The 26493-nt window shown below is 59.4% G+C and carries 25 protein-coding genes and 2 pseudogenes; 12 read left to right on the top strand and 15 right to left on the bottom strand.

Annotated elements, in window-relative coordinates:
• Window positions 1–14 precede the first annotated feature (14 nt).
• From lepB to rpoE, 7 genes are all read right to left on the bottom strand, one after another.
• Window positions 15–869: a signal peptidase I gene (gene lepB, locus ACX0MV_RS06265; protein ID WP_458981603.1), complete on the bottom strand. Its 855-nt coding sequence runs from the start codon at window positions 867–869 to the stop codon at window positions 15–17.
• A gap of 5 nt (window positions 870–874) precedes the next feature.
• Window positions 875–2674, bottom strand: a complete 1800-nt coding sequence (gene lepA, locus ACX0MV_RS06260) for a translation elongation factor 4 (protein WP_458981602.1) — start codon at window positions 2672–2674, stop codon at window positions 875–877.
• A gap of 147 nt (window positions 2675–2821) precedes the next feature.
• A complete protein-coding gene (locus tag ACX0MV_RS06255) occupies window positions 2822–4246 on the bottom strand; it encodes a DegQ family serine endoprotease (protein WP_458981601.1) in 1425 nt (474 codons plus the stop codon).
• 25 nt (window positions 4247–4271) lie between these two features.
• Complete coding sequence (locus tag ACX0MV_RS06250) at window positions 4272–4739, bottom strand: SoxR reducing system RseC family protein (RefSeq protein WP_458981600.1); 468 nt, start codon at window positions 4737–4739, stop codon at window positions 4272–4274.
• Window positions 4736–5689, bottom strand: coding sequence for a MucB/RseB C-terminal domain-containing protein (locus ACX0MV_RS06245; protein ID WP_458981599.1), 954 nt, complete (start codon window positions 5687–5689; stop codon window positions 4736–4738). The genes ACX0MV_RS06250 and ACX0MV_RS06245 overlap by 4 nt, the downstream gene beginning before the upstream one ends.
• 8 nt (window positions 5690–5697) lie before the next feature.
• Entirely contained in the window at window positions 5698–6285 is a 588-nt protein-coding gene (locus tag ACX0MV_RS06240; RefSeq protein ID WP_458981598.1) for a sigma-E factor negative regulatory protein, read from the bottom strand.
• A gap of 31 nt (window positions 6286–6316) precedes the next feature.
• Window positions 6317–6898, bottom strand: a complete 582-nt coding sequence (rpoE, locus tag ACX0MV_RS06235; protein ID WP_458981597.1) for an RNA polymerase sigma factor RpoE/AlgU — start codon at window positions 6896–6898, stop codon at window positions 6317–6319.
• A 374-nt stretch (window positions 6899–7272) separates the two neighbouring features.
• On the opposite strand from rpoE, the gene nadB reads away from it, so the two are divergent.
• Window positions 7273–8889, top strand: coding sequence for an L-aspartate oxidase (gene nadB / locus ACX0MV_RS06230; RefSeq protein ID WP_458981596.1), 1617 nt, complete (start codon window positions 7273–7275; stop codon window positions 8887–8889).
• Here the strand turns inward: nadB and ACX0MV_RS06225 are convergent.
• Together ACX0MV_RS06225 and ACX0MV_RS06220 are read right to left on the bottom strand one after the other, a co-directional pair.
• The gene (locus tag ACX0MV_RS06225; protein WP_458981595.1) at window positions 8858–9310 is read right to left on the bottom strand and encodes a protein YgfX; all 453 of its coding nucleotides are present in this window, start codon (window positions 9308–9310) and stop codon (window positions 8858–8860) included. The genes nadB and ACX0MV_RS06225 overlap by 32 nt on opposite strands.
• Window positions 9294–9548, bottom strand: coding sequence for an FAD assembly factor SdhE (locus ACX0MV_RS06220; RefSeq protein ID WP_458981594.1), 255 nt, complete (start codon window positions 9546–9548; stop codon window positions 9294–9296). Before ACX0MV_RS06220 ends, ACX0MV_RS06225 begins: the two co-directional genes overlap by 17 nt.
• Before the next feature lie 158 nt (window positions 9549–9706).
• On the opposite strand from ACX0MV_RS06220, the gene ygfZ reads away from it, so the two are divergent.
• From ygfZ to ACX0MV_RS06205, 3 genes are read left to right on the top strand one after another with little or no spacing between them, the layout of a single operon-like run.
• On the top strand, window positions 9707–10648 hold the full coding sequence (ygfZ, locus tag ACX0MV_RS06215) for a CAF17-like 4Fe-4S cluster assembly/insertion protein YgfZ (protein ID WP_458981593.1): 942 nt from the start codon (window positions 9707–9709) through the stop codon (window positions 10646–10648).
• Between the two features lie 43 nt (window positions 10649–10691).
• Window positions 10692–11528, top strand: coding sequence for an HDOD domain-containing protein (locus ACX0MV_RS06210; RefSeq protein WP_458981592.1), 837 nt, complete (start codon window positions 10692–10694; stop codon window positions 11526–11528).
• Window positions 11529–11580: 52 nt separating this feature from the next.
• On the top strand, window positions 11581–12336 hold the full coding sequence (locus ACX0MV_RS06205; RefSeq protein ID WP_458981591.1) for a substrate-binding periplasmic protein: 756 nt from the start codon (window positions 11581–11583) through the stop codon (window positions 12334–12336).
• Here the strand turns inward: ACX0MV_RS06205 and ACX0MV_RS06200 are convergent, their stop codons facing one another.
• Both ACX0MV_RS06200 and ACX0MV_RS06195 read right to left on the bottom strand, forming a co-directional pair.
• The gene (locus tag ACX0MV_RS06200; RefSeq protein WP_458981590.1) at window positions 12337–13752 is read right to left on the bottom strand and encodes a sensor histidine kinase; all 1416 of its coding nucleotides are present in this window, start codon (window positions 13750–13752) and stop codon (window positions 12337–12339) included.
• Complete coding sequence (locus ACX0MV_RS06195; RefSeq protein WP_458981589.1) at window positions 13745–14416, bottom strand: response regulator; 672 nt, start codon at window positions 14414–14416, stop codon at window positions 13745–13747. The genes ACX0MV_RS06200 and ACX0MV_RS06195 overlap by 8 nt, the downstream gene beginning before the upstream one ends.
• Window positions 14417–14664: 248 nt before the next feature.
• On the opposite strand from ACX0MV_RS06195, the gene ACX0MV_RS06190 reads away from it, so the two are divergent.
• From ACX0MV_RS06190 to ACX0MV_RS06160, 7 genes are all read left to right on the top strand, one after another.
• Window positions 14665–15930 carry an OprD family porin gene (locus ACX0MV_RS06190; protein WP_458981588.1) on the top strand — a complete coding sequence of 422 codons (1266 nt, stop codon included), beginning with the start codon at window positions 14665–14667 and terminating at the stop codon, window positions 15928–15930.
• A gap of 171 nt (window positions 15931–16101) precedes the next feature.
• On the top strand, window positions 16102–17079 hold the full coding sequence (locus ACX0MV_RS06185) for a Bug family tripartite tricarboxylate transporter substrate binding protein (RefSeq protein WP_458981587.1): 978 nt from the start codon (window positions 16102–16104) through the stop codon (window positions 17077–17079).
• Between the two features lie 93 nt (window positions 17080–17172).
• The gene (locus ACX0MV_RS06180) at window positions 17173–17616 is read left to right on the top strand and encodes a tripartite tricarboxylate transporter TctB family protein (RefSeq protein WP_458981586.1); all 444 of its coding nucleotides are present in this window, start codon (window positions 17173–17175) and stop codon (window positions 17614–17616) included.
• Window position 17617: 1 nt separating this feature from the next.
• On the top strand, window positions 17618–19126 hold the full coding sequence (locus ACX0MV_RS06175) for a tripartite tricarboxylate transporter permease (protein ID WP_458981585.1): 1509 nt from the start codon (window positions 17618–17620) through the stop codon (window positions 19124–19126).
• Window positions 19119–20138, top strand: a complete 1020-nt coding sequence (locus ACX0MV_RS06170; RefSeq protein WP_458981584.1) for an AbrB family transcriptional regulator — start codon at window positions 19119–19121, stop codon at window positions 20136–20138. The genes ACX0MV_RS06175 and ACX0MV_RS06170 overlap by 8 nt, the downstream gene beginning before the upstream one ends.
• Window positions 20139–20260: 122 nt before the next feature.
• Entirely contained in the window at window positions 20261–21154 is an 894-nt protein-coding gene (locus ACX0MV_RS06165) for a DUF6279 family lipoprotein (protein WP_458981583.1), read from the top strand.
• Between the two features lie 114 nt (window positions 21155–21268).
• Window positions 21269–21637, top strand: coding sequence for a VOC family protein (locus tag ACX0MV_RS06160; protein WP_458981582.1), 369 nt, complete (start codon window positions 21269–21271; stop codon window positions 21635–21637).
• A 6-nt stretch (window positions 21638–21643) separates the two neighbouring features.
• Here ACX0MV_RS06160 and ung read toward each other — a convergent pair whose 3' ends face one another.
• Window positions 21644–22342, bottom strand: a complete 699-nt coding sequence (gene ung / locus ACX0MV_RS06155) for a uracil-DNA glycosylase (protein ID WP_458981581.1) — start codon at window positions 22340–22342, stop codon at window positions 21644–21646.
• A gap of 159 nt (window positions 22343–22501) precedes the next feature.
• On the opposite strand from ung, the gene ACX0MV_RS06150 reads away from it, so the two are divergent.
• The gene (locus tag ACX0MV_RS06150) at window positions 22502–22921 is read left to right on the top strand and encodes a PaaI family thioesterase (RefSeq protein WP_458981580.1); all 420 of its coding nucleotides are present in this window, start codon (window positions 22502–22504) and stop codon (window positions 22919–22921) included.
• Window positions 22922–23245: 324 nt separating this feature from the next.
• On the opposite strand, the pseudogene ACX0MV_RS06145 reads toward ACX0MV_RS06150, so the two are convergent.
• The 3 genes and pseudogenes from ACX0MV_RS06145 to ACX0MV_RS06135 form a co-directional block, all read right to left on the bottom strand.
• Window positions 23246–23650: pseudogene (locus ACX0MV_RS06145) on the bottom strand (DDE-type integrase/transposase/recombinase); the annotation flags it as partial.
• Window positions 23651–23659: 9 nt separating this feature from the next.
• Window positions 23660–24970, bottom strand: a pseudogene (locus ACX0MV_RS06140) (methyl-accepting chemotaxis protein); the annotation flags it as partial.
• Between the two features lie 566 nt (window positions 24971–25536).
• On the bottom strand, window positions 25537–26418 hold the full coding sequence (locus tag ACX0MV_RS06135; protein ID WP_458981579.1) for an AraC family ligand binding domain-containing protein: 882 nt from the start codon (window positions 26416–26418) through the stop codon (window positions 25537–25539).
• Between the last annotated feature and the right edge of the window lie 75 nt (window positions 26419–26493).

Genomic DNA, 26493 nt, shown 5'->3' with positions numbered 1-26493 from the left:
GTTGAATCCGGAAATCAGTGAATCAAACCGACGCGGGAGAAGTTCGGCAGATTACGCATTTTCGGGTCAGGCCAGCTCATCCATATGGCGAACGCCTTGCCGACGATGTTCTTGTCCGGGACCATCCCCAGCAGATCCTTAGGAATGGAGGAATCATTCCAGTAGCGACTGTCGTTGGAGTTATCGCGGTTATCACCAACCATGAAATAGTGGCCCTGCGGCACGACCCATTCACTTTCAGGCTCTACCCGGTAGCGGCTCATCTCCTTGCGGATCAGGTGCTCGGCGTCACCAAGCTGCTCCTTGTACAGCATCGCGTTGCCAAGACTGCCCGGCTCTTCGCCGATCAGTGTCTGAGCAACAGGCTGGTCATTGATGAACAGGCGCTTGTCGCTGCTGTAACGAATGCGGTCACCCGCCAAGCCGACTACACGTTTGATGTAGTTGATGTTGGGATCGCTTGGGTAACGAAACACCATGACGTCGCCGCGCTGCGGATCACCGACTTCGATCACTTTGGTATCCAGCACGGGCAAGCGAATGCCATAGGCAAACTTGTTCACCAGGATGAAGTCACCCACTTCCAGCGTCGGCTTCATCGAGCCAGAAGGTATCTGGAACGGCTCGACCAGAAAGGAGCGCAGCACCAGCACGATGGCCAGTACCGGGAAGAACGACTTGCCGTACTCCACCAGCAGCGGCTCCTTGTTCAACTGCTCAATCACCGCCGCGTCCGGCTCACCGACCTGGTCGTGGTAATTGCTGATCGCCACACGGCGCCGCGGCGCCAGGAAAATCAGATCAAACAGCGCCAGCGCACCACAGACGGCGACGGCGATTACCAGCAACAGCGGGAAATTTAGTGACATAGGACCTAACTATCCAACCTGAGCACGGCAAGGAAGGCTTCCTGTGGAATTTCCACGTTACCAACCTGCTTCATGCGTTTCTTACCGGCTTTCTGCTTTTCCAGCAGCTTGCGCTTTCGGCTCACGTCGCCACCGTAACATTTGGCCAGTACGTTTTTCCTGAGTGCCTTGACGGTGGTTCGCGCCACAATCTGCCCGCCTATCGCGGCCTGAATGGCGACATCGAACATCTGCCGCGGAATCAGCTCTTTCATCTTTTCAGTCAACGCGCGGCCTTTGTAGTGCGCGTTGTCGCGGTGCACGATCAACGCGAGCGCGTCGACCTTCTCGCCATTGATCAGTACATCGAGCTTGACCAAGTTGGCCGACTGATAGCGATCGAAATGGTAATCGAGGGACGCGTAGCCGCGGCTGGTTGACTTCAGGCGATCGAAGAAGTCCAACACCACTTCATTCATCGGCAAATCGTAGGTCACCTGCACCTGGGAGCCGAGGAACAGCATATCGTGCTGCACGCCACGCTTCTCGATGCACAGGGTGATGACGTTACCCAAATGCTCCTGCGGCACCAGAATATTGGCCCGAACGATCGGCTCGCGCATGTCTTCGATGCTCGATAGATCCGGCAGCTTGGACGGGTTATCGACGTAAATCGTTTCGCCAGTCTTGAGCAGCAACTCGAAGATAACTGTAGGAGCGGTGGTGATCAGATCCAGGTCATATTCGCGCTCGAGGCGCTCCTGAATGATCTCCATGTGCAACATGCCAAGGAACCCACAGCGAAAGCCGAAACCGAGGGCGTCGGAACTTTCCGGGGTGTATTGCAGCGAAGAATCGTTCAGCGTGAGTTTCTGCAAGGCTTCCCGGAAGTCTTCGAAGTCGTCGGAGCTGACCGGGAAGAGGCCCGCATAGACCTGCGGCTGGATGCGCTTGAAGCCCGGTAATACGTCGACGTCCGGAGTCGAACTCAAGGTCAGGGTGTCGCCCACCGGCGCACCGTGAATGTCCTTGATGCCGGCGATGATGAAGCCTACCTCACCGGCCTTCAGGTCGGCCGTGGCGGTGTGCTTAGGGTTGAAAACGCCTACGCTGTCGACCAAGTGCACCTTGCCGGTGGACTTCACCAGCACCTTGTCGCCCTTTTTGATCCGTCCGTGGCGCACCCGCACCAGGGAAACCACGCCCAGGTAGTTGTCGAACCAAGAGTCGATAATCAGGGCTTGCAAAGGGTCTTCGATGTTGCCGGTCGGCGGCGGAATCAGCTGAACCAGCCGCTCGAGCACGTCATCCACACCCATGCCGCTTTTCGCGCTGCAAGCCACGGCGTCGGTCGCATCGATACCGATGATTTTTTCAATTTCTTCTTTGACGCGGTCTGGATCAGCTTGCGGCAGATCCATCTTGTTCAATACCGGCATGACCTCGAGGCCCTGCTCGATGGCCGTGTAGCAGTTGGCTACGGACTGGGCTTCTACGCCCTGACCGGCATCAACCACAAGCAGCGCGCCCTCACACGCGGCCAGCGAACGGCTGACTTCATAAGTGAAGTCGACATGACCAGGGGTATCGATGAAATTCAGCTGATAGGTTTTGCCGTCACGTGCTTTGTAATACAAGGTCACGCTATGGGCTTTGATGGTAATTCCGCGCTCACGCTCAAGGTCCATGGAGTCCAGCACCTGGGCTTCCATTTCGCGGTCGGCCAAGCCACCACACATCTGGATAAACCGGTCGGCCAGAGTGGACTTGCCATGATCGATGTGGGCAATGATGGAGAAATTGCGGATATGACTCAAATCACTCACGGATCAACACTCTCAAGGCGCGGGCAGATTGCCTGCCGAAAAATAGCCGCGAATTGTACCTGATCCGCATCCGGCACGTCATCCAAGCTGCAAAGCAGGCCCGATGAAAAAGGGCGACCGAAGTCGCCCTTTCAACTCTACCGAAGGTTATTCAGCCAATTTGAAGGTAATAAAGCTGGCTCTTCCCTGACGCAATACACGCATGGACACCGAACGGTTCTTCGGCAACCCCTGAGCAACCTGGGTAAAGGTCTTAGCAGAATCAATCGCCTGATTGTTCAGGTGGGTGATCACATCACCTGCGCGCAAGCCGATAAGCGATGCCGGACCCTCCTGAACTTCGGAGATAACCACGCCGCCCTTAAGATCGAGGCCTTTCTTTTGCTCTTCGGTCAACTCGACGACCTTCACGCCCAACCGATTACTGCTACGTTCGACGCCAGGGCTGGCGATACCGGTTATTGCCTGACCATCTTCTGGAAGCACTCCAATGGCAATTTCCAGCTTTTTGCGCGAACCATCACGAACCACATCCAGGACGGCCTCGCTGCCTGGCTTCAGACTGCCCACCAGATGCGGCAGATCTGCAGACATGATGATCGGCTTGCCATCCAGGCTGAGAATCACGTCGCCAACCTGCAAACCGCCTTTGGCGGCCGGCCCACCTTCCATTACTTGCGCAACAAGGGCGCCAGCAGGCCTCTCCAGACCAAACGACTCCGCCAGATCTTTATTAACTTCCTGAATCACAACGCCCAGCCAACCGCGACTGACCTTGCCATCGACTTTGAGCTGATTGGCCACATCCATCGCCACACTCATCGGTATGGCAAAGGACAGCCCCATGAAGCCGCCGGATCGCGTAAAGATTTGCGAATTGATCCCCACCACTTCGCCGGCCAGGTTGAAAAGCGGCCCGCCTGAATTGCCCGGATTGATCGCCACATCGGTCTGAATAAAAGGGACGTAGCTCTCATTAGGCAAATTTCGCCCCTTGGCACTGACGATGCCGGCGGTAACCGAATGGTCGAAACCAAATGGCGAACCTATCGCCAGCACCCATTCCCCTACCTTCAGATCTTCTGACTTACCCAGCTTCACGGTCGGCAAATCTTTACCTTCCACCTTGAGCAGGGCGACATCGCTTCGCGGGTCGGCGCCAATAAGCTTTGCTTCCAATTCACTACGGTCCGGCAAACGTACAATAATTTCATCGGCATCTGCGACGACGTGGTTGTTGGTCAATACATAGCCGTCTTCGGAAATGATGAATCCGGAACCAAGCGATTGAGCTTCGCGCTGGCGGCCCTCGCCGGGCCCTTGCGGCACCTGCGGAACATTGCGCTCGAAGAACTCGCGAAACATCGGCGGCAGCCCCTCCATATCTGGAAGGCCCTGCGCACCCGCAACCGAGCGCGCCGGCATTTTTTGGCGGGTGCTGATGTTCACTACCGCTGGCGAAGCCTGCTCTACCAGTTCGGTAAAGTCTGGTAGCTGGGCATGAGCGCCAAATGTCAGACCCAACAGCAGCATCGCAAGGACAGAAGACATAAATCGTTTTGGATAGAACATAGAGGTACAGCTCCCCATCGTTGAATCAAGCTAAAACTTGGGACGTCGCCGTAGGACCGACCAGTAACGCGCGCAAAACCACTGGCTGTAGAGCGGGATTGTCGGCGGTACGGATGCTACGCCAACGCACAAGGAACCAGGCCGCAATAAACCCGGTAAAAGCAAAGAAAACGATTAGAGGCTCGCTTAGCAGCAGGAATTGTGCAAACAGCGCTGCAGCAAAAAGCCCTGCAAGAGGGACTAAATAGACCAGCAACGAGCCGCGTACGATAAGGTCTTCACCAACACCGATAATCACGGCATCCCCGATATTAAGGTGTAAATCACTGATTGCCCGGACCAAACCGCGGCGCTGCCCAGCACCCAGTTTCTCCAGCAGGCCTTGCCCGCAACCTGCGCTGGCCGAGCATGAAGAACACGTGCTTTTGCGCACCGTTTCAACCCAGACTGCACCTGGCTCAAGTGCGATGACACGGCCCTGCTCTTCGATCATCGAGAAGCCTGAACCTCGGCAGAGCGCATTGACAGCGCGACACGCTCGGCCGTACCCAACGGAATTTCACCCACCACCGTAACCATCATGTCGCCATCGGTAGTCGATAAACGCCTGGAAACTGCAACCGTGGGGCCAAGTTGACTGCGGGCATCCTCAACGGCAGCACCACGCAAGGGTTCGAGAAAGACAGAAAATTTCGCCAAACCATCGTCGAACACCATGCACGTTACCGACTCATCGGAAGCAGGGCTACGTCGATTGGTTACAGCACTCAACGAGAAACCTGGCGGCAGCCAATCGGACTGCCATTCGGTTTCTGCAACTTTCTGCGCTTCGGTAATACGTGCAGGCTCGCAGTCTGAGCCCCGGGTAACTTCTTGGAGGGTCGGCGCTACCTCTGTTTCCAGCTGAGTAAACTGAAAACGTTCGAGCAATTGCCCCTTATCATTTAGCAACAGCGATTTGAGCGGAAGGCTAGTTGCTTGATCAAGATGCAGTTCAATTCCGTAACGGTGCTGATCACGCGGCAGAAGCGCAAGCACCACAGCCTCACGCCCCGCAACCCGAGACTCGCCAACAACTCGAAGGTCGTACCATTCCGTCAGTTGCTTAACGTCCAACTGCCGCGCCGGCCACACCTGACTATTAACCAACTGATCAGTGAGCGCGTCGCTCACGCACTCGACCTGGCCATCGACTCGTACGACCTCTTGAGCAGGCCCGTCCAACTGCAGAAGACGCTCGCGTAAGACGCCGCCCTCTTCAACCCTGCGCGCTACGCTATGGGTTGAAAAGCTGCCGTTTCGTTCGTAGACAAACGTACCGTGAAAACTCTGACGTCGCTCCGCCTCAGCAAGGCGTTGCAACCAATCTTGCGCGCTGGCAGCTGAAGCTGGCATTGCCAACCAGCTGCACAGCAGAAGGGAAGTTACCGGGACAAAACGCATGCGCCTCCTTAACGGCTTTCCATACTGGCAGCGCGTGCGTAAGGCAGCGCGCTTTTACCATTCATTGCGGCTTGTTGCGCATGCTGGCGTAAATAAGCTGGCAACCGCTGCTCATGCCAAGATGGCTGAATCTGATTACCCGACGCCGGGGCTTGCTCAAGCTCAGCTCCCGAGCTGAAACCCGCCAACATTGCCGGCCCCTGAACCTGAGGCGCGACCAAACTAGGCTGCGCAGCTTGCTGCGCCATTTGCGCACCCGCAACATCATCCTGATTATATAAGCGCACGCCTGCCAACACTGCAACCGTCACTGAAGCCGCAACTGCAAGACGACTGAAGGTTCGCCATGGGCCTTGAGTCGCTTTCTCAACCGCAGGCGCGGCCTCCTCAGCCAACGCGACAGAAACAGCCGACGCGATGTCGAGACGCGGCTCAAGCAGCTCTTTGTGCATAACTGCCCGGGCAATCTGATAGCGCGACCAAGTCGCACGTACCTCCGCCGAGTCGCTCGCGCCGAGCACTCGCCGAAGCTCCAGTTCGTCCGCTTCGTTATCCATCACCGCGGACAGCGATTCCTGTAGGGTTTCACGACTCATGGTGGATCCTCTTTCGGCTTTCACCGCTGTCTTAGGCTTCCTGCAATAAAGGCTGCAGGGATTTATCAATGGCTTCGCGCGCTCTGAAAATACGTGACCGCACGGTACCTACGGGACACTGCATTACACTCGCAATATCCTCGTAACTCAGACCATCAAATTCACGCAATGTTAGCGCTGTGCGTAAATCTTCTGGCAATTGCTCGATGGTGCGATGCACGGTGGCTTCGATTTCATCGCGTAACAATGTCCGCTCGGGCGACTCGATATCCTTGAGGGCGTGATTGCCATCGTAGAACTCTGCGTCGTCAGTGCTGACATCACTATCCGGAGGCCGCCGTCCACGCGACACCAGATGATTCTTCGCCGTGTTGATGGCGATGCGATACAGCCAGGTATAAAAAGCACTGTCACCGCGAAAATTGCCAAGCGCCCGATAAGCTTTTACGAACGCCTCTTGAGCCACGTCCTGTGCCTCGTGGGTGTCGTGCACGAAACGCACGATCAACCCGAGAATCTTGTGCTGGTATTTCAGCACTAACAGATCAAATGCGCGCTTATCGCCACGCTGCACGCGCTCGACCAGCTGCTGATCTTCTTCCTGAGTTAGCATGAACACTCCTTATAGGATGCAGAGGAGTGCTGCGCAAGCCAGTTAATCCGCTTGCCAAAATAGACTCGAACATTGCGCAAAAGTTCTCCCTCCCCCAAACAGTTTCCTGCAGAATTGATTCAGTTCTGCTCGGAGTAACGTAAACAGTGGCCTGCCGCTGATACGCGAGAGGTTATCGGCTGCTTGCCAACCGACACGAGCCCGCGCCAGCACTCGTCTCAACGCATAGCGAGCAAGCATAAAACCTCTTTAGGCGAACGCCTATAGAACCTGTAATGCTAAGTAAGTTCCCGACTTATGCAGTTGGTCATTAGCCCGCTATTGTGCCGCTCGCATCCTCCATATACTACAAAAAGCTTTCTGCGGATTCGGACATGAGCCAACAGTATCAACACGACGTTTTGGTAATCGGCAGCGGCGCTGCCGGGCTCACGCTGGCATTGAATCTACCCGAGAGCCTGCGGGTGGCAATCTTGAGCAAAGGCAACCTGTCCAATGGCTCGACCTATTGGGCTCAGGGCGGCGTTGCGGCAGTATTGGACGGCGCCGATACCGTCCAATCGCATGTCGAGGACACCCTCAACGCAGGCGGCGGCCTCTGCCAGGAACAGGCGGTGCGCTTCACTGTCGAGCACAGCCGCGAAGCCATTCAATGGCTAATCGACCAAGGCGTGCCCTTTACTCGTGACGATCAAACCGCTCGCGAAGACGGCGGTTTCGAGTTTCATCTCACCCGCGAAGGCGGCCATAGCCACCGACGCATCATCCACGCCGCAGACGCGACAGGAGCGGCTATTTTCAACACGCTGCTCGAACACGCGAAGCAGCGCAGCAATATCGAGTTGCTTGAGCAACGTGTCGCCGTGGACCTCATCACCGAACGCAAGCTTGGCCAGGAGGGCGCTCGCTGCCTGGGAGCCTACGTACTGAATCGAAACAGTGGAGAGGTAGATACCTTCCGAGCGCGATTCGTGATTCTCGCCACAGGAGGAGCCGCGAAGGTCTACCTGTACACCAGCAACCCGGATGGAGCGTGCGGCGACGGCATTGCAATGGCCTGGCGAGCGGGCTGCCGCGTGGGTAACCTGGAGTTCAACCAGTTCCACCCCACCTGTCTATACCACCCACTGGCCAAAAGCTTTCTGATTACCGAGGCACTGCGCGGTGAAGGCGCGCTGCTCAAGCTGCCGAATGGTGAACGCTTCATGCCGCGCTTCGACGCGCGCGCTGAACTTGCACCGCGGGATATCGTCGCCCGGGCAATCGACCATGAGATGAAACGCCTCGGCGTGGATTGCGTATTTCTCGATATCAGCCACAAGCCGGCCGACTTCATCAAATCGCACTTCCCCACGGTATATGAGCGCTGCCTGGATTTCGGCATTGACATAACCCGCGAACCGATTCCGGTCGTACCTGCCGCCCATTACACCTGCGGCGGCGTAGTGGTCGACCAGAACGGCAGTACCGACGTACCCGGTCTCTATGCAATTGGTGAAACCAGCTTTACCGGCCTCCACGGCGCGAATCGCATGGCCAGCAACTCGTTGCTGGAGTGCTTCGTCTATGCCCGCTCTGCCGCTGCAGACATAGTGGCGCAGCTGGACGCGGTAGAAATGCCCAACCCGCTGCCTGGTTGGGATGCCAGCCAGGTCACCGATTCGGACGAGGACGTCATCATTGCGCACAACTGGGACGAACTGCGGCGGTTCATGTGGGACTATGTCGGCATAGTACGCACCAACAAGCGCCTGCAACGGGCCGAACATCGGGTTCGCCTGCTACTTGATGAGATTCATGAGTTTTACAGCAATTACAAAGTCAGCCGCGACCTGATCGAACTGCGCAATCTTGCCCAGGTTGCCGAACTGATGATCCGCTCGGCCATGCTGCGCCACGAAAGCCGAGGACTGCACTACACACTCGATTATCCCGGCCTGCAGAGCGAAGCGCGCGACACTATTCTGCTTCCGCCCACCTACGGCGACTGAACTTCAACCGAACGCGCAGACGCCGATGCGAGTCATGTGCCATAGCGTCATGCGCGATACACAAACTACTTACCTGACGCCTTCCCGCAACACGAAATCTCAGCACCACCATAAGCGGCAACGCCAGGCTGTCGGGGCGCAGTTGAATACGCTGCCAGCCGACGCTCTCGCTCCAGACCTGCCAGCCTTCGCCACTGCAACGCAAGCCGGTAAATGCACTGGGCGCGCGGAGCAAGATGTGCCGCGGCAGCACCCAGACGGCATGCCCAAGACAGAACACAACGCCTGGCACCGATACCCACAAGGGAGCGTCGATCAAGGACAGAGCCAACAGCGCCAGTATTTGCAGCGCGCTGTAAATCAGCAGCAGACGCCTCGAAGGCCGCCAACTGCATTCAAATCCGTCACTTGGGCTGGACACGATCCAGAATCATCCGAACCATGCGCTTGAGATCTTCGTCCTCAGGCTCTGCCCGCTGCATGAACCAGCCGAACATGTCCTGATCCTCGCACTCAAGCAGCTTGCGATAACGCTCGCGGTCCTCAGCATCCAGGTTCGGATAAACCTCTTTGACGAAAGGCACCAGCAACACGTCCAACTCCAGCATGCCGCGCCGGCTGTGCCAAAAAAGACGATTGAGTTCAACCGAGTCGACCATGGGCTGCTCCTTGAATGGGCTGAGCAGTATACCGGCGAAAGCGTGCATTGTTGACCCGCGCCAACAATCGGCTGCCTGTGTGAGCACAACCGCTGACAAGCCTCAGGACGCGCTCTATGATGGCGGTCCTACTCTCAGCGCAGCGATACTTGACCCCAATGGCCGATACCGCTTTTTTCTGTCCGCTCAGCCACGAAGGCGTTCTGGCCGCTCATGGGTCAGACGCCAGCAAGTTTCTTCAAGGCCAACTGACCTGCAACCTCAATTACTTGAACGAAAATACCGCCAGCCTGGGCGCACGCTGCACGCCGAAAGGCCGCATGCTTTCGAGCTTTCGCATTGTCAGTGTTGCCGATGGTTACCTGCTGGCGATGACCAGAGAGCTGGTCATCTCGCAACTCGCTGACTTGCACAAATACGCGGTGTTCAGCAAAACAACGCTCAGCGATGCCAGCGGCGAATGGGTGCGCTTCGGCTTGAGCAACGGCGATGGTGCGCTGGTCAGCCTTGGCCTTGATCTGCCGCAGACACTCGACAGTGTTGCTCGCGCCAACGACTTAATGGCTATCCGACTGAGCAATGGGCGCGCTGAACTCTGGGCGCCTGCAGGCAAAGCTGAGACGCTGCAGACGCGCCTCAGTGCGCAATTACCGCAAGCCCCGCTCAATGCTTGGCTGCTAGGCCAAATTCGCGCGGGACTTGGCCAAGTCTTCGAGCAAACCCGCGAGCTGTTTATTCCACAGATGCTAAACCTGCAGGCGTTGGGCGCCGTCAGCTTCAAGAAAGGCTGTTACACCGGCCAGGAAATCGTCGCCCGTATGCAGTACCTAGGCAAACTCAAGCGCCGACTGTATCGCCTGTCTGCCCACTGCGAGGAGCTACCCGCCCCATCCACCGAGCTATTCTCTCCGCTAAGCAGCAGCGCGGTCGGTGAGGTGGTGGTGGCCGCAAGCAGCGAAGCGGGCATCGAACTGCTGGCAGTGCTGCAAGAAGATGCTGCCAGCAATGGCCAGATTCACCTCGGCACCCTTCAAGGCCCGCCGCTTGACCTGCTCGACCTTCCGTACACGCTGAATCGTGACTTAGAGATTCAGCGTTAACTACACTCCTACTTCATTGCCTGACCGCTAAAGAGAACCGCGCATGAGCCAACTTGCCGAGAAAGTCCAGCAGGAACTGATCAAGGCCATCGACAACGATGAACTGGTGTTACCGACCCTGCCGGAAGTTGCATTGAAGGTCCGTGAAGCGGCGGAAAATCCGGACATCAGCATTCCGGCACTGAGCAAAGTGATAGGCAACGACGCGGCCCTGACCGCTCGAATCATCAAGGTGGTAAACAGCCCGCTGCTGCGCACCAGCCGCGAAATAACCGACTTGCAAATGGCTGTCGGCCGCCTCGGCATCAACTACACCTGCAACCTCGCGACAGGGCTGGCGATGGAGCAGATGTTCCAGGCGACCTCGGATGTGGTCGACCGCAAGATGCGCGAAGTGTGGAACAAAAGCACCGAGATCGCCGGCATCTGCCACGTCCTGTGCAAGCATTACACCCGGCTGCTGCCGGACCAGGCTACGCTGGCAGGTCTGGTGCATCAGATCGGCGTCCTGCCAATCCTGACCTACGCGGAAGAGCACAGCGAATTGCTGCGCGACTCGATCAGCCTCAACCACGTGATCGAGAAGATTCACCCGATCATCGGCGACAAGATTCTGCGCACCTGGGACTTTCCCGAACTGATCGCCATGGTTCCTAACCAGTATTTGGACTTCACCCGCGACTCCGCCAAGGTCGACTACGTCGACATCGTCCAGGTTGCCACCTTGCAAAGCTATCTGGGCAGCGAACACCCTTATACCCAACTCGACTGGAGCCAGATCCCCGCCTTCGCCAAGCTGGGCCTTGACCCGAGCCAGGACATTCACGACGACGAAGACCTCTCGGCCGCCATGGAAGCAGCGATGAGCATGCTGCAATAAAGGGTGCGCTGTATTGCTACCGGCCCGCCCATGAGCGGTGTGGAGAGTGCATATGCGCAGTTTCGCTCTGCTTCTATGGTTATTAGCCAGCAATATCATTGCCGCAGAGTCGATAAAGCTGACCAATGGCGAATGGCCGCCTTATTTAGGTGAGAAGCTTGCGCACTATGGGGTTGCATCACGAATCGTCGGCGAAGCATTTGCCCTCGAAGGCATCGAGGTTGCCTGGGAGTTTCATCCTTGGGCACGCTCTCTCCAGTTAGCCGAAAGCGGTAAGCGGGACGGCAGCGCTGTCTGGCTGTATAGCGCCGAGCGTGAGCAGCAGTTCTTTATCAGCGATCCGGTAATTGAAAGCGGTTACTACCTGTTTCACCGTAAAAACCACAATTTTGATTGGCAAAGCATCGACGACTTACGTCAGCAGCGCATCGGCGGTACCCGCAGTTACGATTATGGCGACGCCTTTCAACATGCCGAAGCCTCCGGCCACTTGCGGGTAAAGCGTTTCACCAGCGACGAGCTGAATTTCCGGCAGCTACTGGCAGGTCGCATTGATTTGTTTCCGATGGATAAAGTCGTTGGCTTCGATTTGCTGCACCAGCATTTCAGTCCTGCAGAACGGGCACTGTTGAGCTTTCACCCTAAACCGTTACGTACCGATAACCTGCACCTACTGCTATCACGACAAACCCCCGGTAACGCGGACCTGATGAAGCGTTTCAACCGTGGCCTAGCTCAACTGCGCGCCAGCGGCAGAGTTAGCCAATACTTGCTGGAAATCCAGCAACCCCTAAGCCAACGGCGTTGATCAGCCAGGGTCCAGGGCAAACTGTACGCACACTCGAAGCCCCTGAGGGGTTGCTTCGTCCAGTTCGACAGTGGCCTGGTGGGCGCGGCAGATTTCGCTGACGATGGCCAGACCGAGCCCGGCCCCCAGCCCCTCGGCGCTACGGCGGTAGAACCGCTGGAACACCTTGTTGCGCTCTTCGGCGGGAATGCCCGGGCCGTCGTCCTGCACCTCGAGCAAACCGCTCGGCTGCACCCGCAGGATCACGTTGCCACCCGGCGGCGTGTGCGCCAGAGCGTTGTCTAACAGGTTGCACAGCAGCTCGTTGAGCAGCGTCGGCTCGCCGCGGATCCATACCGGCTGCTCCGCCTCCAGAGCCAGGGCGACGCCGCGTTTATGGGCCAGCGGCGCCAGGGCCAGGCCCAGTTCGCGGGCCAATCGGCTGAGGTCGAGGCGCTGCGCGCCGCCTTCGGCAATCGCCCGCGCGCCACTTTCGATACGCGCCAGCGAAAGCAGCTGGTTGGCCAGGTGAGTCAGGCTGTCGGCGTTCTGCGCGGCTTCTTCCAGAGTGGTGCGCCAGACGTCCGCCTGCTGCGAGCGCAACCCCAGCTCGACACGGGCCTTGAGCGCCGCCAAGGGCGTACGCAACTCATGGGAAGCATCGGCGATAAATTGCGACTGGCGCTCGAACAACCCACGCAGGCGGTCATTGAACTGGTTGAGGGCATTCACCAGCGGGCGCAGTTCGCGCGGCAACTGCACATCGGGCAAGGGTCGCAAGTCATCGCTGGCACGCGCCGCAACGCTGCGACGTAGTGCTTCCAGAGGTCGCAGCGCAACCGTCACCGCCAGCCACACCAGCAGCAACGCGCTGATCGACAGCAAACCCATGCGCCACAAGGTGCCGAACAGCAGCTCGCGGGCCAAGCGCTCGCGTGCGCCCAAGGTTTCCGCCACGCGGATCTCGGCGATACCGTTCAGCTGCGGCTCGCTGACCGGCTGTAACAGGCTGACCACCCGCACACCCTGGCCGCGGTAATCGGCATCGTAAAAATGCGCCAGCGCGGGGTAGTCATCGGTTCGTCGAGTTCCTTTCGGAGTCGATGGCAGGTCTTCGTAACCGGACACCAGCGCACCGCGCAGATCCAGAACCTGGTAGTAGATGCGTCCGGCGCTGTCGTAGGCGAACGTATCCAGGGCGACGTAGGGTACGTTTGCCTTGAGCGTACCCTCGTCGGTGTACAGCCCTTCGGCGATCGCCCGCGCCGACGCCAGCAGCGTGCGGTCGTAGGCGGTGTCGGCGGCGCGCCGTGCGCTCCAGTAGGCGCTCAGGCTGCTGAGCAGCAGAATCAGCGCCAGCAACGATGCCAGACGCCTGAGCAGCCGCCCGCGCAGGCTGCCGACTTCAGCCTGGCGAGGCGTTCGCCGCTCAGTCACCCACAGCCTCCAGCAGATAACCCAGGCCACGGAACGTGACGATGCGCACGCCACTGCCTTCGAGCTTTTTGCGCAGGCGGTGAATATAGATCTCGATCGAGTCGGCGCTGGCGTCCTCGTCCAGCCCGAATACCTGGGCGGCCAGTTGCTCCTTGCTCATTACCCGCCCCGGTCGTGAAATCATCGCTTCCAGCACCGCCTGCTCGCGCGAGGTCAGGCTGAGGCTTTCGCCGCGCACGCTGAAACGCCGCGTGCCCAGGTCGTAGAGCAGCTCGCCGCAACGCTGTAGCTGCTCGCCGCCGAGCAGGCTGCGGCGCAGCAAGGCCTTGACCCGCGCTTCCAGCTCACTCAGTTCGAACGGTTTGGCCAGGTAATCGTCGGCACCGAGGTTGAGGCCGTGGACCCGGTCCTTGACCTCGCCGCGTGCGGTCAGCATCAGCACCGGCAGGGTTTTGCCGCGCTCGCGCAGGCGCGCCAGGACCTGAAAGCCATCCAGCCGCGGCAAGCCGATATCGAGAATCGCCAGGGCGTATTCCTCGCTCGCCAGGGCCAGGTCGGCGGCCACCCCATCGTGCAGCACGTCCACTGTCCAGCCGCCGCTTCGCAGCGCCTGCGCCACGCTCGCCGCCAGTTGCGGGTGATCTTCGACCAGCAGAATGCGCATCGCCACCTCCACCAACCGCTGCCAGAAATCGCGCTCGAACACGCGCGTGGAGGCGGAGTTTACAGGCGCCGGGCGTGCCGTACAGCGAGTAGATAGCCTAACTCGCGCCCCTCGCAAAAACTTTCAGCCCTGAAAGCTTGGCGAAAGGTTGACCTCCTAGCATCGGTTTCAGGTGGCTCGATCCACCTGCCAGAACGGTTCGCGCAGTGGTGCGCGGCCGTGACAAAAACAACAATGGAGACCACACGATGCCGACCGCATCTCACCCGGCACTACCGCCCGTTGCATTGCTTAGCCTGGCCATTGGCGCCACCCTGCTCTCATCCGCTGCCCACGCAGACTTTATCGAAGACAGCAGCGCCAGCCTGACCACCACCAATATCTACCTGAACCGCGATTTCCGCGAAGGCGATGGCCAGAACAAGCGCGAGGAATGGGGCCAGGGTTTCCTCCTGGATATCCAGTCCGGTTATACCGAAGGCACAGCGGGTTTCGGCCTGGACGCCCTCGGCATGCTCGGCCTCAAGCTCGATTCCGGTGGCGGCCGTACCGGCACCGACCTGCTGCCGGTGCAGGACGATGGCGGCACCCCGGATCAGTTCGGCCGCCTGGGCCTGACCGCCAAGGTCAAGGTCTCCAACACCGAGCTGCGCTACGGCTTGCATATCCCTGAGTTACCGGTGGTCAAGGCCAGTGACAGCCGCCTGCTGCCCCAGGTATTCGAGGGTGGCCTGCTGACCTCATCGGAACTGCAAGGCCTGACCTTTACCGGCGGGCGCCTGGACAAAGTGATTGACCGCGCTTCGACCAATTCCGAAGACCTGGTGCTCAACAGCAAGAATGGCCGTTTTGCAGGAGGCATCCAGGCCGATCACCTGGACCTGGCCGGGCTCGACTACCAGCTCGCCGAGGGTCTGACCGGACGCTACTACTTCGCCGACCTGGACGACGTCTATCGCCAGCATTTCTTCGGCCTGCTTGGCAGCCATCCCCTGGGCCGCGGCACCCTCAGCGCCGATCTACGGGTGATGCTGAGCAAGGAAAGCGGCGCGGCGAATGCCGGCGAGATCGACAACCGCGCCTTCAACGCCATGCTCAGCTACGCCCTCAACGGCCACAAGCTGGGCGTGGGTTTTCAGGACATGAGCGGCGACACCGGTTATGCCTACATCGATGGCAGCGACCCGTTCCTGGTCAATTTCGTACAGATCAACGACTTCGCCAATGCCGACGAACGCTCCTGGCAAGCCCGTTACGACTATGACTTCGGCAGGCTCGGGGTGCCCGGCCTGAGTTTTATGACCCGCTACATCAAAGGCAGCGACGCGCAGATCAGCGGCAGCGATGCCACTGGCGGTGAGTGGGAACGCGATATCGAGGTCAAGTACGTGGTGCAGAGCGGCCCACTGAAAGACGTTTACCTGCGCCTGCGCAATGCCAGTTTCCGCTCCGACTTCGCCCGCGACGCGGACGAGAATCGCGTCATCGTCGGCTACACCTTGCCGATCTGGTAACCCACAATAAACGGGTGTTAACAAACTGCTGCGCTCGGCCATGCTGCGTTGAAATCAGCCTCAAAATGCTCATGTACTACCCGTACACTCCGCTTTTTCGGCTGATTTCGCCTTGCCTGACCTTCGCTCGCTACGTTTGTAAACACCCTCTAGCGCAAAGAGGAACACACCATGAAAACTGTCCTTACCCGCATCGCTTTGGCCACCGCCTGCTTGGCCTTCGCCGGCCAGCTGCTGGCCGCAGAACCGAAGCGCCCTGAATGCATTGCCCCGGCCAAACCCGGCGGCGGCTTCGACCTGACCTGCAAACTGGCCCAGAGCGGCCTGAAGGATGAAGGCCTGCTTGAAGCGCCGATGCGCGTGACCTACATGCCCGGCGGTGTCGGCGCCGTTGCCTACAACGCGGTGGTCGCCCAGCGGGCCGATGACCCGGGCACCATAGTCGCGTTCTCGTCTGGCTCGCTGCTCAACCTCGCCCAAGGCAAATTCGGCCGCTACGACGAAAACGCCGTACGCTGGCTCGCCGGGATTGGTACTGATTACGGCGCGATCACCGTACGTGCCGACTCGCCTTATCAGAGTCTCGAAGAGCTGGTGCAGGCACTGAAGAAAGACCCTTCGAGCATCGTCTTTGGCGCCGGTGCCACCATCGGCGGGCAAGACTGGATGCAGACCGCCCTGATCGCCCGCCTGGCGGGCATTCAGCCGAAAAACCTGCGCTATGTCGCTTTTGAAGGCGGTGGTGAAACCCTAACCGCGATGCTCGGCGGCCACGTACAGGTCACCAGCAGTGGCCTGGGTGAAGTCACCCCGCAGCTGGAGGCGAAGAAGGTGCGCATCCTCGCCGTGCTCTCCGATGAACGTCTGCCAGGCAAGCTCGCCGATATCCCCACTGCCAAGGAACAGGGCTATGACATCGTCTGGCCGGTAATTCGCGGCTTCTACATGGGCCCGGAAGTCAGCGACGAGCAGTTCAACTGGTGGAAGCAGCAATTCGACACGCTGCTCGCCAGCGAGGATTTCGCCACCCTGCGCGAACAGCGCGACCTGCTGCCGCTGGCAATGACTGGCGACGAGCTGAAAACCTTCGTCTTCAAGCAAGTTGAAGACTACAAGGCGCTGGCCGGCGAATTCGGCCTGATGCAGTAACGCCCACAGATGAGCGGGTCGGTCGCCTTTTGAAGCGCGACCCGCTCCTTTTGGTACCCCGGTCCCTGCGACCCCTGAAATAGGTAATCCGCCATGTACGTTCGCCTGTTCGCTGCGAGCTGGTTGCTTTTCTGCGCCTGTCTTGCGGTGCTCGCCTGGGGTTTCCAGGCTCCCTTCGCCTATGACCCGGTTGGGCCACGGGCCTACCCGTTGCTGCTGCTCGCCCTGATGGCCGTCGGCAGTGCCTGGCTGCTGTACAGGCCCGGCCTGCTCGAGCAGCGTCTCAACACCCGGGCCGCGGTGCGCGCTGCCCTCTGTATCGCGGCGCTGCTGGCCTATGCGCTGCTGTTCGAGGTGCTGGGCTTCATCATCAGCACCGCCCTCGCCACCTTCGCCCTCGGCCTGCTGTTTATCGGCCGGCCTGTTCCCTGCGCCATCAGCGCCGTGCTGATGGGCGTGCTGCTGTATGGCCTGTTCGATTACCTGCTGGATGTGCCGCTGCCCCTCGGCCTGTTCGAAGCCTTTGTGGAGAGCTGAAATGGAAACCCTGAATTTCTTGATGCAAGGCTTTGACGTCGCCACCCGGCCGACCAACCTGCTGGTGGCGCTGTTCGGCGCCTTCGTCGGCACCATCGTCGGCCTGCTGCCGGGGCTGGGGCCGATCAACGGCGTGGCCCTGCTGCTACCACTGGCCTTCGCCCTTGGCCTGCCGCCGGAAACCGCCCTGATTCTGCTCGCCGCCGTGTACCTGGGCTGCGAATACGGCGGGCGCATCTCGGCGATCCTGCTCAACGTGCCGGGCGATGCCGCCGCGGTGATGACCACCCTCGACGGCTACCCGCTGGCGCGCCAGGGCAAGGCCGGCATCGCCCTGTCGCTGTCCGCGGTCAGCTCGTTTATCGGCAGCATGATCGCCACCTGCGGCGTGGTGCTGTTCGCCCCGCTGCTGGCGAAATGGGCGGTGGCCTTTGGCCCGGCGGAATATTTCGTGCTGATGATCTTCGCCATTGCCTGCCTCGGCGGCATGGTCGGTGACAAACCGGTGAAGACCCTGATGGCCGCGCTGATTGGCCTGGCCCTGGCCACCGTTGGCGTGGACTCGACCACTGGGGTGTATCGCTTCACCTTCGGCAGCGTCAGCCTGTCGGACGGTATCCAGTTCGTTATCGTGGTGATCGGCTTCTTCAGCGTCAGTGAAGTGCTGTTGATGCTGGAAAAAACCCACAACGGCCAGAAAGCCGTGAAGGCCAGCGGCCGCCTGCTGTTCAACTTCAAGGAGTTCTGCTTCACCTTCTGGACCATGGTGCGCAGCTCCCTGGCCGGCTTCGTCATCGGCGTATTGCCGGGTGCCGGCGCGACCATCGCCAGCGCCATGACCTATATGACTGAAAAGCGTATGGCCGGCCCGAACGGCAAGTTCGGCGACGGTGACTTGCGCGGCCTGGCGGCACCGGAAGCTGCCAACAACGCCTCAGCCTGCGGCTCGCTGATCCCCATGCTGACCCTCGGCGTACCGGGTTCCGGCACCACGGCGGTGATGATCGGCGCACTGACGCTGTACAACATCACCCCGGGCCCGCTGCTGTTCGAACAGCAACCGGACGTGGTCTGGGGCCTGATCGCCTCGCTGTTTATCGGCAACGTGATTCTGCTGGTGATGAACATTCCCCTGGTTGGCCTGTTCGCCCGCATGCTCAGCGTACCCAACTGGGTACTGGTGCCGGCGATCACCGTGATCAGCATGGTCGGCGTCTACGCGGTGCACAGCACCACCTTCGACCTGGTGCTGATGATCGGCCTCGGCGTATTCGGCTATATCCTGCGCAAGCTGGACTTCCCGCTGTCGGCACTGATCCTCGGCTTCGTCCTCGGCGAACTGATGGAAGACAACCTGCGCCGCGCGCTGTCGATCTCTGCCGGCGACCTGAGCATCCTCTGGAGCAGCCCGATCAGCCTGTGCCTGTGGGCACTCACCGCGCTGATGCTCGGCCTGCCGGGCCTGCGCTGGTGGCGTTCGCGCCGTGCGGCGCAACTGGCCAATGCCTAAGACCGGCTGGCAAGGCTGGTGGGCCACCCCGGTGGTGGGGCTGGCCGGCGGCGCACTGGCCAGCCTTATCGGCTGGCCTTTGCCGTGGATCATCGGCTCGCTGCTGGCGGTGATTGCTGCCCGCTGCAGCGGCTGGTTGATTACCGAGCTGCCCGGCGGACGCAAGACCGGCCAGTGGCTGGTGTCCAGCGCCATCGGCCTGCACTTTACCGGTGAGGTGTTGAGCCAACTCCTTAGCCACTTCGGCGTAATTCTGCTCGGCGCCCTGCTCACCCTGCTGCTGAGCCTGATCGGCATCATCGTGCTGCGCCGCGCCGGCCTGGACCGCGCCACCGCGTTCTTCGCCAGCATGCCTGGTGGCGCCAGCGAGATGGTCAACCTGGCCCAGCGGCACAACGCCGAAACCGCCAAGGTGGCGGCCGCCCATAGCCTGCGCCTGCTGCTGGTGGTGCTGCTGATTCCGGCGATCTTCACCTGGAGCCTGCCACCCATCGCACCGCCCGCACCCGCGCCGGTGAGTTGGCCCTGGCTGGCGGTGCTGCTACCCGCCGGCGCACTACTGGCCTGGTTGTGGGGGCGTCTGGGCCAACCCAACCCCTGGATGCTTGGCCCGCTGACCGTCTGCGCCGTGGCCAGTGTCAGCTTCAATCTGCACCTGGGTTTGCCTGATGGGCTGGGCCAAGTCGGCCAGTGGCTAATCGGTTGCGCCCTGGGTTGTCACTTCGACCGACACTTCTTTCGCAGCGCCCCTGGGTTTCTCGCGCGCATCCTGCTGTTCTGCCTGCTCGCCATGCTCGCCGCCGCCGCGCTGGGTCAGGGCCTGGGCTGGCTGGCCGGGGAAAACCAGAATGCGCTGATGCTCGGCATGATGCCCGGCGGCATCACCGAACTGTGCCTGACAGCCGAAGCCCTGCAACTCTCGGTGGCGCTGGTCACCGCCCTGCAGGTGCTGCGCCTGTTTCTGGTGATGTTTCTCGCCGAGCCGCTGTTCAGAATGTGGCAACGCGCCTGACGGCACCTTAGCCCGCCTCGCGCGGGCTCTTTTTTGCCGCATTCTTTAGCAGATATGTCTGTAACACCGCCGCCGCGCCAATTGTCATACCCTCGAGACTCAACCACGGCGAGGTTTTCCCCATGACGTTGTTGCGCAGCTCCCATTGCAAAAGCCTGTTATTGCTCATCGCCTTCAGCCTGCTGCTCAGCGCCTGCAATCGTGCGGGCCTGGCGTACCGTAACCTCGACTGGCTGGTGCCCTGGCGTCTCAACGATTACCTGCATCTAACCAAAGAGCAGCAAGCCTGGCTCAAGCCGCGCCTGCAGGCCCATCTGCAGTGGCATTGCAGCGTCGAACTGCCGCTGTATCTCGACTGGCTGCAAGACACCCAGGGCTTGCTGCTGCAGGCGCAACCCGACAGCGCCGCACTGCTCGGCCAACTGGCCGAGTTCGACGCCGCAGTGAAACGGGTTGGCCGCGAAGTCACCCCGACTGCAATCGAACTGCTGCGCGGCCTGGACGAGCGGCAGATCGGCGAGCTGGTCGCGGCGATGGAGGAGGACAACCAGGAGGACCGTCAGGATTTTCTCGACCCACCCCTGGCCGACCAGATCGCCGAACGCAGCGAGCGTATGGAAGAACGCCTGCGTCCTTGGCTGGGCCGTTTGGATGCACAGCAAAAAGCGCACGTTGCCGACTGGGCCACCTACCTGGGTGAGCAGAACAGGCTCTGGCTGGAAAACCGCTGGCGCTGGCAGGCCGAACTGCGCGACGCACTCGCCCAGCGTTCCAGCGCCGAGTTTCCGGCCCAGGTAACCCGGCTGCTACAGGCGCGCGACAGCTTCCACGACGCCGAGTACCAGCGTGCCTATCCGCGGGCGCAGCAGGCGCTGGCCGAACTCTTCGCCAAACTGCTACGCAGTGCCGATGCGACCCAGCGTGAGCGCCTGGCGCATCGCCTGCGCGACCTGCGCCGCGACCTCGGTGAGCAGGTCTGTTCGGCCAATTCATCCGCGTCTGGTGCGAACGGATAAGACCCCGGCGAGTAGCGCGCCAATCGACAACATCGCCGTCGTAGCGCAAGCTCGGAGCGCCTCGCCGGCACCAAGCTGACCGGCAGGCTTTCTTCCCGACATGGAGCAATTGCAATGATTGGTTATGTGACGATCGGCACCCAGGATATGACCAAAGCCAAGGCGTTTTACGGCGAGTTATTGGCCCTGCTGGGCGGCAAACTGGTGATCGACATGGGTCGCCTGGCCTTGTTCGGCGTGGGTCGCGACAAACCCATGTTCGGTGTGTGCCTGCCCTACGATGGCCAGGTGGCACAATCGGGCAACGGCAACATGGTCGCGCTGGCGGCGGCAAGCAACGAGGACGTCGACAAGCTGTATGCCAAGGCCCTGGAACTGGGTGCTAGCGATGAAGGCGCGCCGGGCTTGCGCATGCCGACGTTCTACGGCGCCTACGTGCGCGATCCTGACGGCAATAAACTCGCCTTCTTCAAGATGGGCTGAGCCCACTCAACCTGGCAACTCCGGCAGGCGCCAGTCGATCGGCGCCATGCCGTGCTGTTCGAGAAACTTGTTGGTACGGCTGAAGTGGCCGTTGCCGATAAAGCCGCGGTGCGCTGACAACGGCGAGGGATGAGGCGAACGCAGCGCCAGGTGCTTGCTGGTGTCGATCAACCGCTCCTTGCCCTGCGCATGGGCGCCCCACAGGAGAAACACCAGGTGCGGCTGATGGGCGCTGACCACCTCGATCACCCGGTCAGTAAACACCTGCCAGCCCTTCCCCGCATGGGAGCCGGCTTTGCCCCGCTCCACTGTCAGTGAGGTGTTGAGCAGCAACACGCCCTGCTCGGCCCAGTGCTGCAGATACCCGTGCGTGGCGATGTCGATATTCAGGTCGCGCTTGAGCTCCTTGTAGATATTCACCAGCGACGGCGGCGTGGCGACCCCAGGCTGCACCGAGAAACACAGGCCGTGGGCCTGACCCGGACCGTGGTAAGGGTCCTGGCCGATGATTACCACTTTGGCCTGGTCGAGCGGCGTGGAATTCAGCGCATTGAAGATCAGCGAACCCGGCGGGTAGATCTCCTTACCGGCGGCTTTCTCGCGCCGCAGGAAATCGCCCAGCTCGCGCATGTAGGGCTTTTCGAACTCTTCGCGCAGGGCTGCTTTCCAGCCGGCTTCGAGCTTGATGTTTTCCGCGGCGGTCATGGCTGATTCCTGGGTCAGCGAATTGAACGGGGCACGCTAGAGAAGCCGCCCAGGCAAGTCAAGGCATCGAGTGATACGGCGCTATCACGCCTCTGGATGCAGATTGCCGGGCGAGCCCGGTCGGCCAAGACTGAGTGCTCACCCCGCCGGAGAGCCGCCATGGACACGCCTACCGTACTGACTCGCGAACGCCTGGAACAAGCCCTGGAGCATTCGCCGTTTGCCCAGATGATTGGCTTTACCCTGAGCGATTTCGCCCCGGGTCGAATCGAGATGCAGGTAGTTCCGCGCAAGGAACTGACCCAGCACCATGGCTTCGTGCATGGCGCGGTGGTGGGCTTCATGATCGATAGCGCCTGCGCCTGGGCTGCCGCCAGCATGGTCGGCGATGTGGTAACCAGCGAGTACAAGATCAACCTGCTGGCGCCGGCCGTCGGCGACCGGCTGATCTGCCGCAGTTCGGTGATCAAGGCCGGGCAACGCCAGGTGGTTGCCCGCGCCGATGTATTCGCGCTACGTAACGGCGACGCTGAGGAAAAGATTATCGCCACTGGCCTTGCGACCATTGCCCGCGTGTAACACGAGCGGCGATGTTGTCGGCGTCGCGGCCTTACACCGCTCACCCCTGGTGCAGCGCCCGGTAATGACTGGGCGCCATGCCCACAACTTTGCGAAACAGCCGCGAAAAATAGTAAACGTCCTAGAGAGAACACAGGGGGACAGACCACCATTAATTCTCCCGAAAGCCGTGGTCTGCCCCCTATTGTTTTAGTAAACGGACATGTATCAGCGGCATAGAGTAAGAGCTTTGGCTGGCGGCTAACGGCCAAGAGCCGTCATCCGGCATCTATAAAAGTTGGTGTTTCGCTTTCAGAATGGTATCTACAACCTTTGACGTTTACGTTGTCGACTCATGCCACCAAGCAAGTTGTTAGCTTTCAGGAAACTCTGCCAGTCACCGCTGCTGAACTGACTACCCTGGTCTGAGTGAGACATCACTTCCTGCTTGGGCTTGAGCAGCCAAACAGCCATCAGCAATGCATCAATAGCCAGATCGCTGGCCATCTGCGGCTTCACAGACCAGCCAATGACCTGCAGAGAAAACAGATCGAGCACAATCGCCAAAAATAACCAACCCTCATAGGTGTGGATGTAGGTTATGTCCTTGTCCCAGACTTTGTTGGGTTCGATGACATTGGATAGGTGCGTCAGATGATTCGGTGAAGCCACTTGAGACTTACAACCGTAGCGTCCAGATAGGCGACGGTACCTTTTCTGCGAGCGAAGCCCTTCAAAGCGCATCAATCGATGCAACACTACGCCTTGCTCAGCGTCCTCATTACCTTTGCGGGCGATCTCTACTGCGTTTACTGCGCTATTGCGCAAGGTGCTAATGATCTTCTGAATCGACTCAGTGGACTCTCTTGTTTTTTGCGCCAATGAGCGTACTTCGTCAGCAACAACAGCAAAACCACGGCCTTGCTCGCCGGCCCGCGCTGCCTCAATCGCAGCGTTTAGTGCGAGTAGATTTGTTTGATCAGCGATTGATTGGATCAAACTCGCTGCGGTATTGATGTAGTCCGTTTCGGTTGCAAGACTTTCGACTGCGCAAGTGACCTGATCCACTGTTACGGATAAGGCTTCTATAACTTTTAACGTTGTGTCCGCGACTTCACTCCCTTGTGCCACCAGACTAGAGGCGCTCTGTGCTTCCTCAGCTGTGAGCTGGATATTGGCGGCTACCTCGTTAATCGAGGCGGTCATTTCTGTCATGGCTGTTGCTGCCATATCGGCTTCAGCACGTTGTTCTGCCAACGCATGCCTGGTCTTGCTGGCAAGCGTTTGAGCATCCGCTGCACCCTGACTAGTCTGCTCGGCATAATCACCCAAGCGTGTAAGAACGGTTCGAATTCGTGCTGCTTCACTGATTAAAACCATACGCAGCTTGGCTGTAACGCCCTTATCTGTAGTGAATACCTTGGCGGCCAGTTCACTGTCGAAAGCATCCGGCACTTCACCCAGAGCAGCGTTGACACGATTCTGCAAACGCCTTACTGCCATAAGGCCCGCAGCTGGAGCACTAAAAAGCGGAACGATGGCCATCCAAAAGCTTGCTCCCATAGAGCTTATTAGAGCCGCACCGGCAAGGCCTATGGCAATAGGGGCAAAAAGTTGCCCAAGCAATGACCTAAAATGGTCTGCGGATGCTGAGCTGAGCTTGCCTTCGTTGATGCTGTCGTACAGCGCGCTTGCTCTGTTGACGCGCTCAGGGCTCGGTTTCGTTCGAACGGATTCGTACCCGATCAACTTACCGCTTTCAGTGATCGGCGTAACGTAGGCTTCAACCCAGTAGTGATCACCATTTTTACAGCGGTTCTTCACTATACCCATCCAGCACTTTCCGGCCTTGAGGCATTGCCACATGTGCTCATAGACAGAGGGTGGCATGTCGGGGTGCCTGACGATGTTGTGCGGGCTGCCAATCAGTTCTGCCCGAGTAAAGCCACTTATCGCCTCAAACTCATCATTGCAGTAGAGGATTTTTCCCGACGAGTCTGTTGCTGAAATCAGTCGTTGCGACTGATCAAAGCTTCGCTCGCGGCCTGTTAGGGGGAGGTTTTTACGCATTTTTCATAAGCCTTCTTGGTAGTGGCATAATGATATTATTTTCCAGCGAAGCCACTGGCTAGTGCCGGAAGGCGCTGCTGTTCTTCTTTCGGTAATCGGCCGCGTATTGTAAAAAATTAGGCCGTATCCAAGCATTAGCGCGAGCAAAGACGTCGACCCAGAAGTCACAAGGCACACATTCTTAGTGCCAAACTGACCCTGCTACGTAGCGGAATGGCTTTCGCGTTCTTCACCTATTGCGGAACCTGGCTTGTAGAAAAGCTGAACCAGGTCGATACAGATTGCTACGTGCTGTTGCAGGGAGTAAGCGAAATGCTTCAAGAGATGGCCTGGAAAAGCTTTATGTGAGCTACTTTTACCTACTATTACCAGTCTGCGCGCGCGGTCAAATTAATACCGTTGCGCTTGCTAACCTTCGGCTGACATCGTTCTACACAGTGGAAGATTGAATGTTTATAGACCTTATCGAGAACATAACCCTACTGATCTCTGAATAGCCCCTGTTTCTGTAGACACCTGATGACCGCTATTGGCCGAAAGCAGCCGCCTGCCCCTACAAACTCTGACTAGCCCTGATGCAACGCACGATAGTGACTGGGCGCCATGCCCACCACTTTGCGGAAAAGCCGCGAGAAGTAATACACGTCCTCATAGCCCAACTGTTCGGCGACTTGGCGGATGCCCTGTTCGCCCTCGTCGAGCAGGCGGCAGGCGTGGGCCATCTTCAGCTGAATGAAATCCTGAATCGGCGCATGCCCGGTCAGGGCGCGGTAGGTTTTGGCGAAGTGAAAGCGCGACAATTTGAACTGCGCGGCCAGCTCGTCGAGGTTCAGCGTGTCGTGCAGGTGGGCGCGCATCACCGCCTGCACCGCGTCCACATCCAGCACCCGGCCGGACTTCAAGGTGGCGCGCGCCGGCAGCACTGCCAGCGAGGTGAGCAGCGCCTGCAGCTGGTGGGCAGCGTGAATGAAGTGCGGCAGATTCAAGCCCTGTTTGCGCAGGTTGAGCAGTGCATCGAACTCGGCCAACAGCCGCGGCTGCACGCCTACCCGCCAGAGCGGACCCTTGCCCAGCGGCCTGAGGAAATCCGCCACCAGCTCGCCATCGAAATGCACCCAATAGAGTGTCCAGGGCTTGTCAGGGTCCGCGCCATAGGCGTGGGCTGTACCTTTTGGCAGCAACAACAGATCACCACCGCTGACAGCTAATCGTCCATCCGCTGTCTCCAGCCAGCCCTGCCCCGCGCGGCAATAGATCAACAGGTGATCGTCCGGCTGCGGGCGATTCATCTGGTGACCCAACGCCTGCGGATAAAAGCCCAGCGCTAGCGGATAGCAGCTCTGACCCAGCGGATGCCTTGCCAGCAAGCGGCGCAGCCTGGGCGGAGTGATGAAACGTACGCCGTTGGCCGGCAACGGCCAGTTGGATGTTTCGACCTGTAAGGACATGCGTAACCCGTAGCAGAACGCGTTAGATAGCCGTCTGCACCTGATGCGCAGCCTCAGCTCAATCCCAAGATAGTC

It is taken from the genome of Pseudomonas cistanchae, from assembly GCF_054483635.1.
This window is presented reverse-complemented; position numbering and strand designations above follow the sequence as displayed.

Coding starts and splice junctions, on each gene's coding strand:
- lepB (WP_458981603.1), bottom strand. CDS start 869: ATGTCACTAAATTTCCCGCTGTTGCTGGTAATCGCCGTCGCCGTCTGT.
- ACX0MV_RS06255 (WP_458981601.1), bottom strand. CDS start 4,246: ATGTTCTATCCAAAACGATTTATGTCTTCTGTCCTTGCGATGCTGCTG.
- ACX0MV_RS06250 (WP_458981600.1), bottom strand. CDS start 4,739: ATGATCGAAGAGCAGGGCCGTGTCATCGCACTTGAGCCAGGTGCAGTC.
- ACX0MV_RS06245 (WP_458981599.1), bottom strand. CDS start 5,689: ATGCGTTTTGTCCCGGTAACTTCCCTTCTGCTGTGCAGCTGGTTGGCA.
- ACX0MV_RS06240 (WP_458981598.1), bottom strand. CDS start 6,285: ATGAGTCGTGAAACCCTACAGGAATCGCTGTCCGCGGTGATGGATAAC.
- rpoE (WP_458981597.1), bottom strand. CDS start 6,898: ATGCTAACTCAGGAAGAAGATCAGCAGCTGGTCGAGCGCGTGCAGCGT.
- nadB (WP_458981596.1), top strand. CDS start 7,273: ATGAGCCAACAGTATCAACACGACGTTTTGGTAATCGGCAGCGGCGCT.
- ACX0MV_RS06220 (WP_458981594.1), bottom strand. CDS start 9,548: ATGGTCGACTCGGTTGAACTCAATCGTCTTTTTTGGCACAGCCGGCGC.
- ygfZ (WP_458981593.1), top strand. CDS start 9,707: ATGGCCGATACCGCTTTTTTCTGTCCGCTCAGCCACGAAGGCGTTCTG.
- ACX0MV_RS06210 (WP_458981592.1), top strand. CDS start 10,692: ATGAGCCAACTTGCCGAGAAAGTCCAGCAGGAACTGATCAAGGCCATC.
- ACX0MV_RS06205 (WP_458981591.1), top strand. CDS start 11,581: ATGCGCAGTTTCGCTCTGCTTCTATGGTTATTAGCCAGCAATATCATT.
- ACX0MV_RS06195 (WP_458981589.1), bottom strand. CDS start 14,416: ATGCGCATTCTGCTGGTCGAAGATCACCCGCAACTGGCGGCGAGCGTG.
- ACX0MV_RS06190 (WP_458981588.1), top strand. CDS start 14,665: ATGCCGACCGCATCTCACCCGGCACTACCGCCCGTTGCATTGCTTAGC.
- ACX0MV_RS06185 (WP_458981587.1), top strand. CDS start 16,102: ATGAAAACTGTCCTTACCCGCATCGCTTTGGCCACCGCCTGCTTGGCC.
- ACX0MV_RS06180 (WP_458981586.1), top strand. CDS start 17,173: ATGTACGTTCGCCTGTTCGCTGCGAGCTGGTTGCTTTTCTGCGCCTGT.
- ACX0MV_RS06175 (WP_458981585.1), top strand. CDS start 17,618: ATGGAAACCCTGAATTTCTTGATGCAAGGCTTTGACGTCGCCACCCGG.
- ACX0MV_RS06170 (WP_458981584.1), top strand. CDS start 19,119: ATGCCTAAGACCGGCTGGCAAGGCTGGTGGGCCACCCCGGTGGTGGGG.
- ACX0MV_RS06165 (WP_458981583.1), top strand. CDS start 20,261: ATGACGTTGTTGCGCAGCTCCCATTGCAAAAGCCTGTTATTGCTCATC.
- ACX0MV_RS06160 (WP_458981582.1), top strand. CDS start 21,269: ATGATTGGTTATGTGACGATCGGCACCCAGGATATGACCAAAGCCAAG.
- ung (WP_458981581.1), bottom strand. CDS start 22,342: ATGACCGCCGCGGAAAACATCAAGCTCGAAGCCGGCTGGAAAGCAGCC.
- ACX0MV_RS06150 (WP_458981580.1), top strand. CDS start 22,502: ATGGACACGCCTACCGTACTGACTCGCGAACGCCTGGAACAAGCCCTG.
- ACX0MV_RS06135 (WP_458981579.1), bottom strand. CDS start 26,418: ATGTCCTTACAGGTCGAAACATCCAACTGGCCGTTGCCGGCCAACGGC.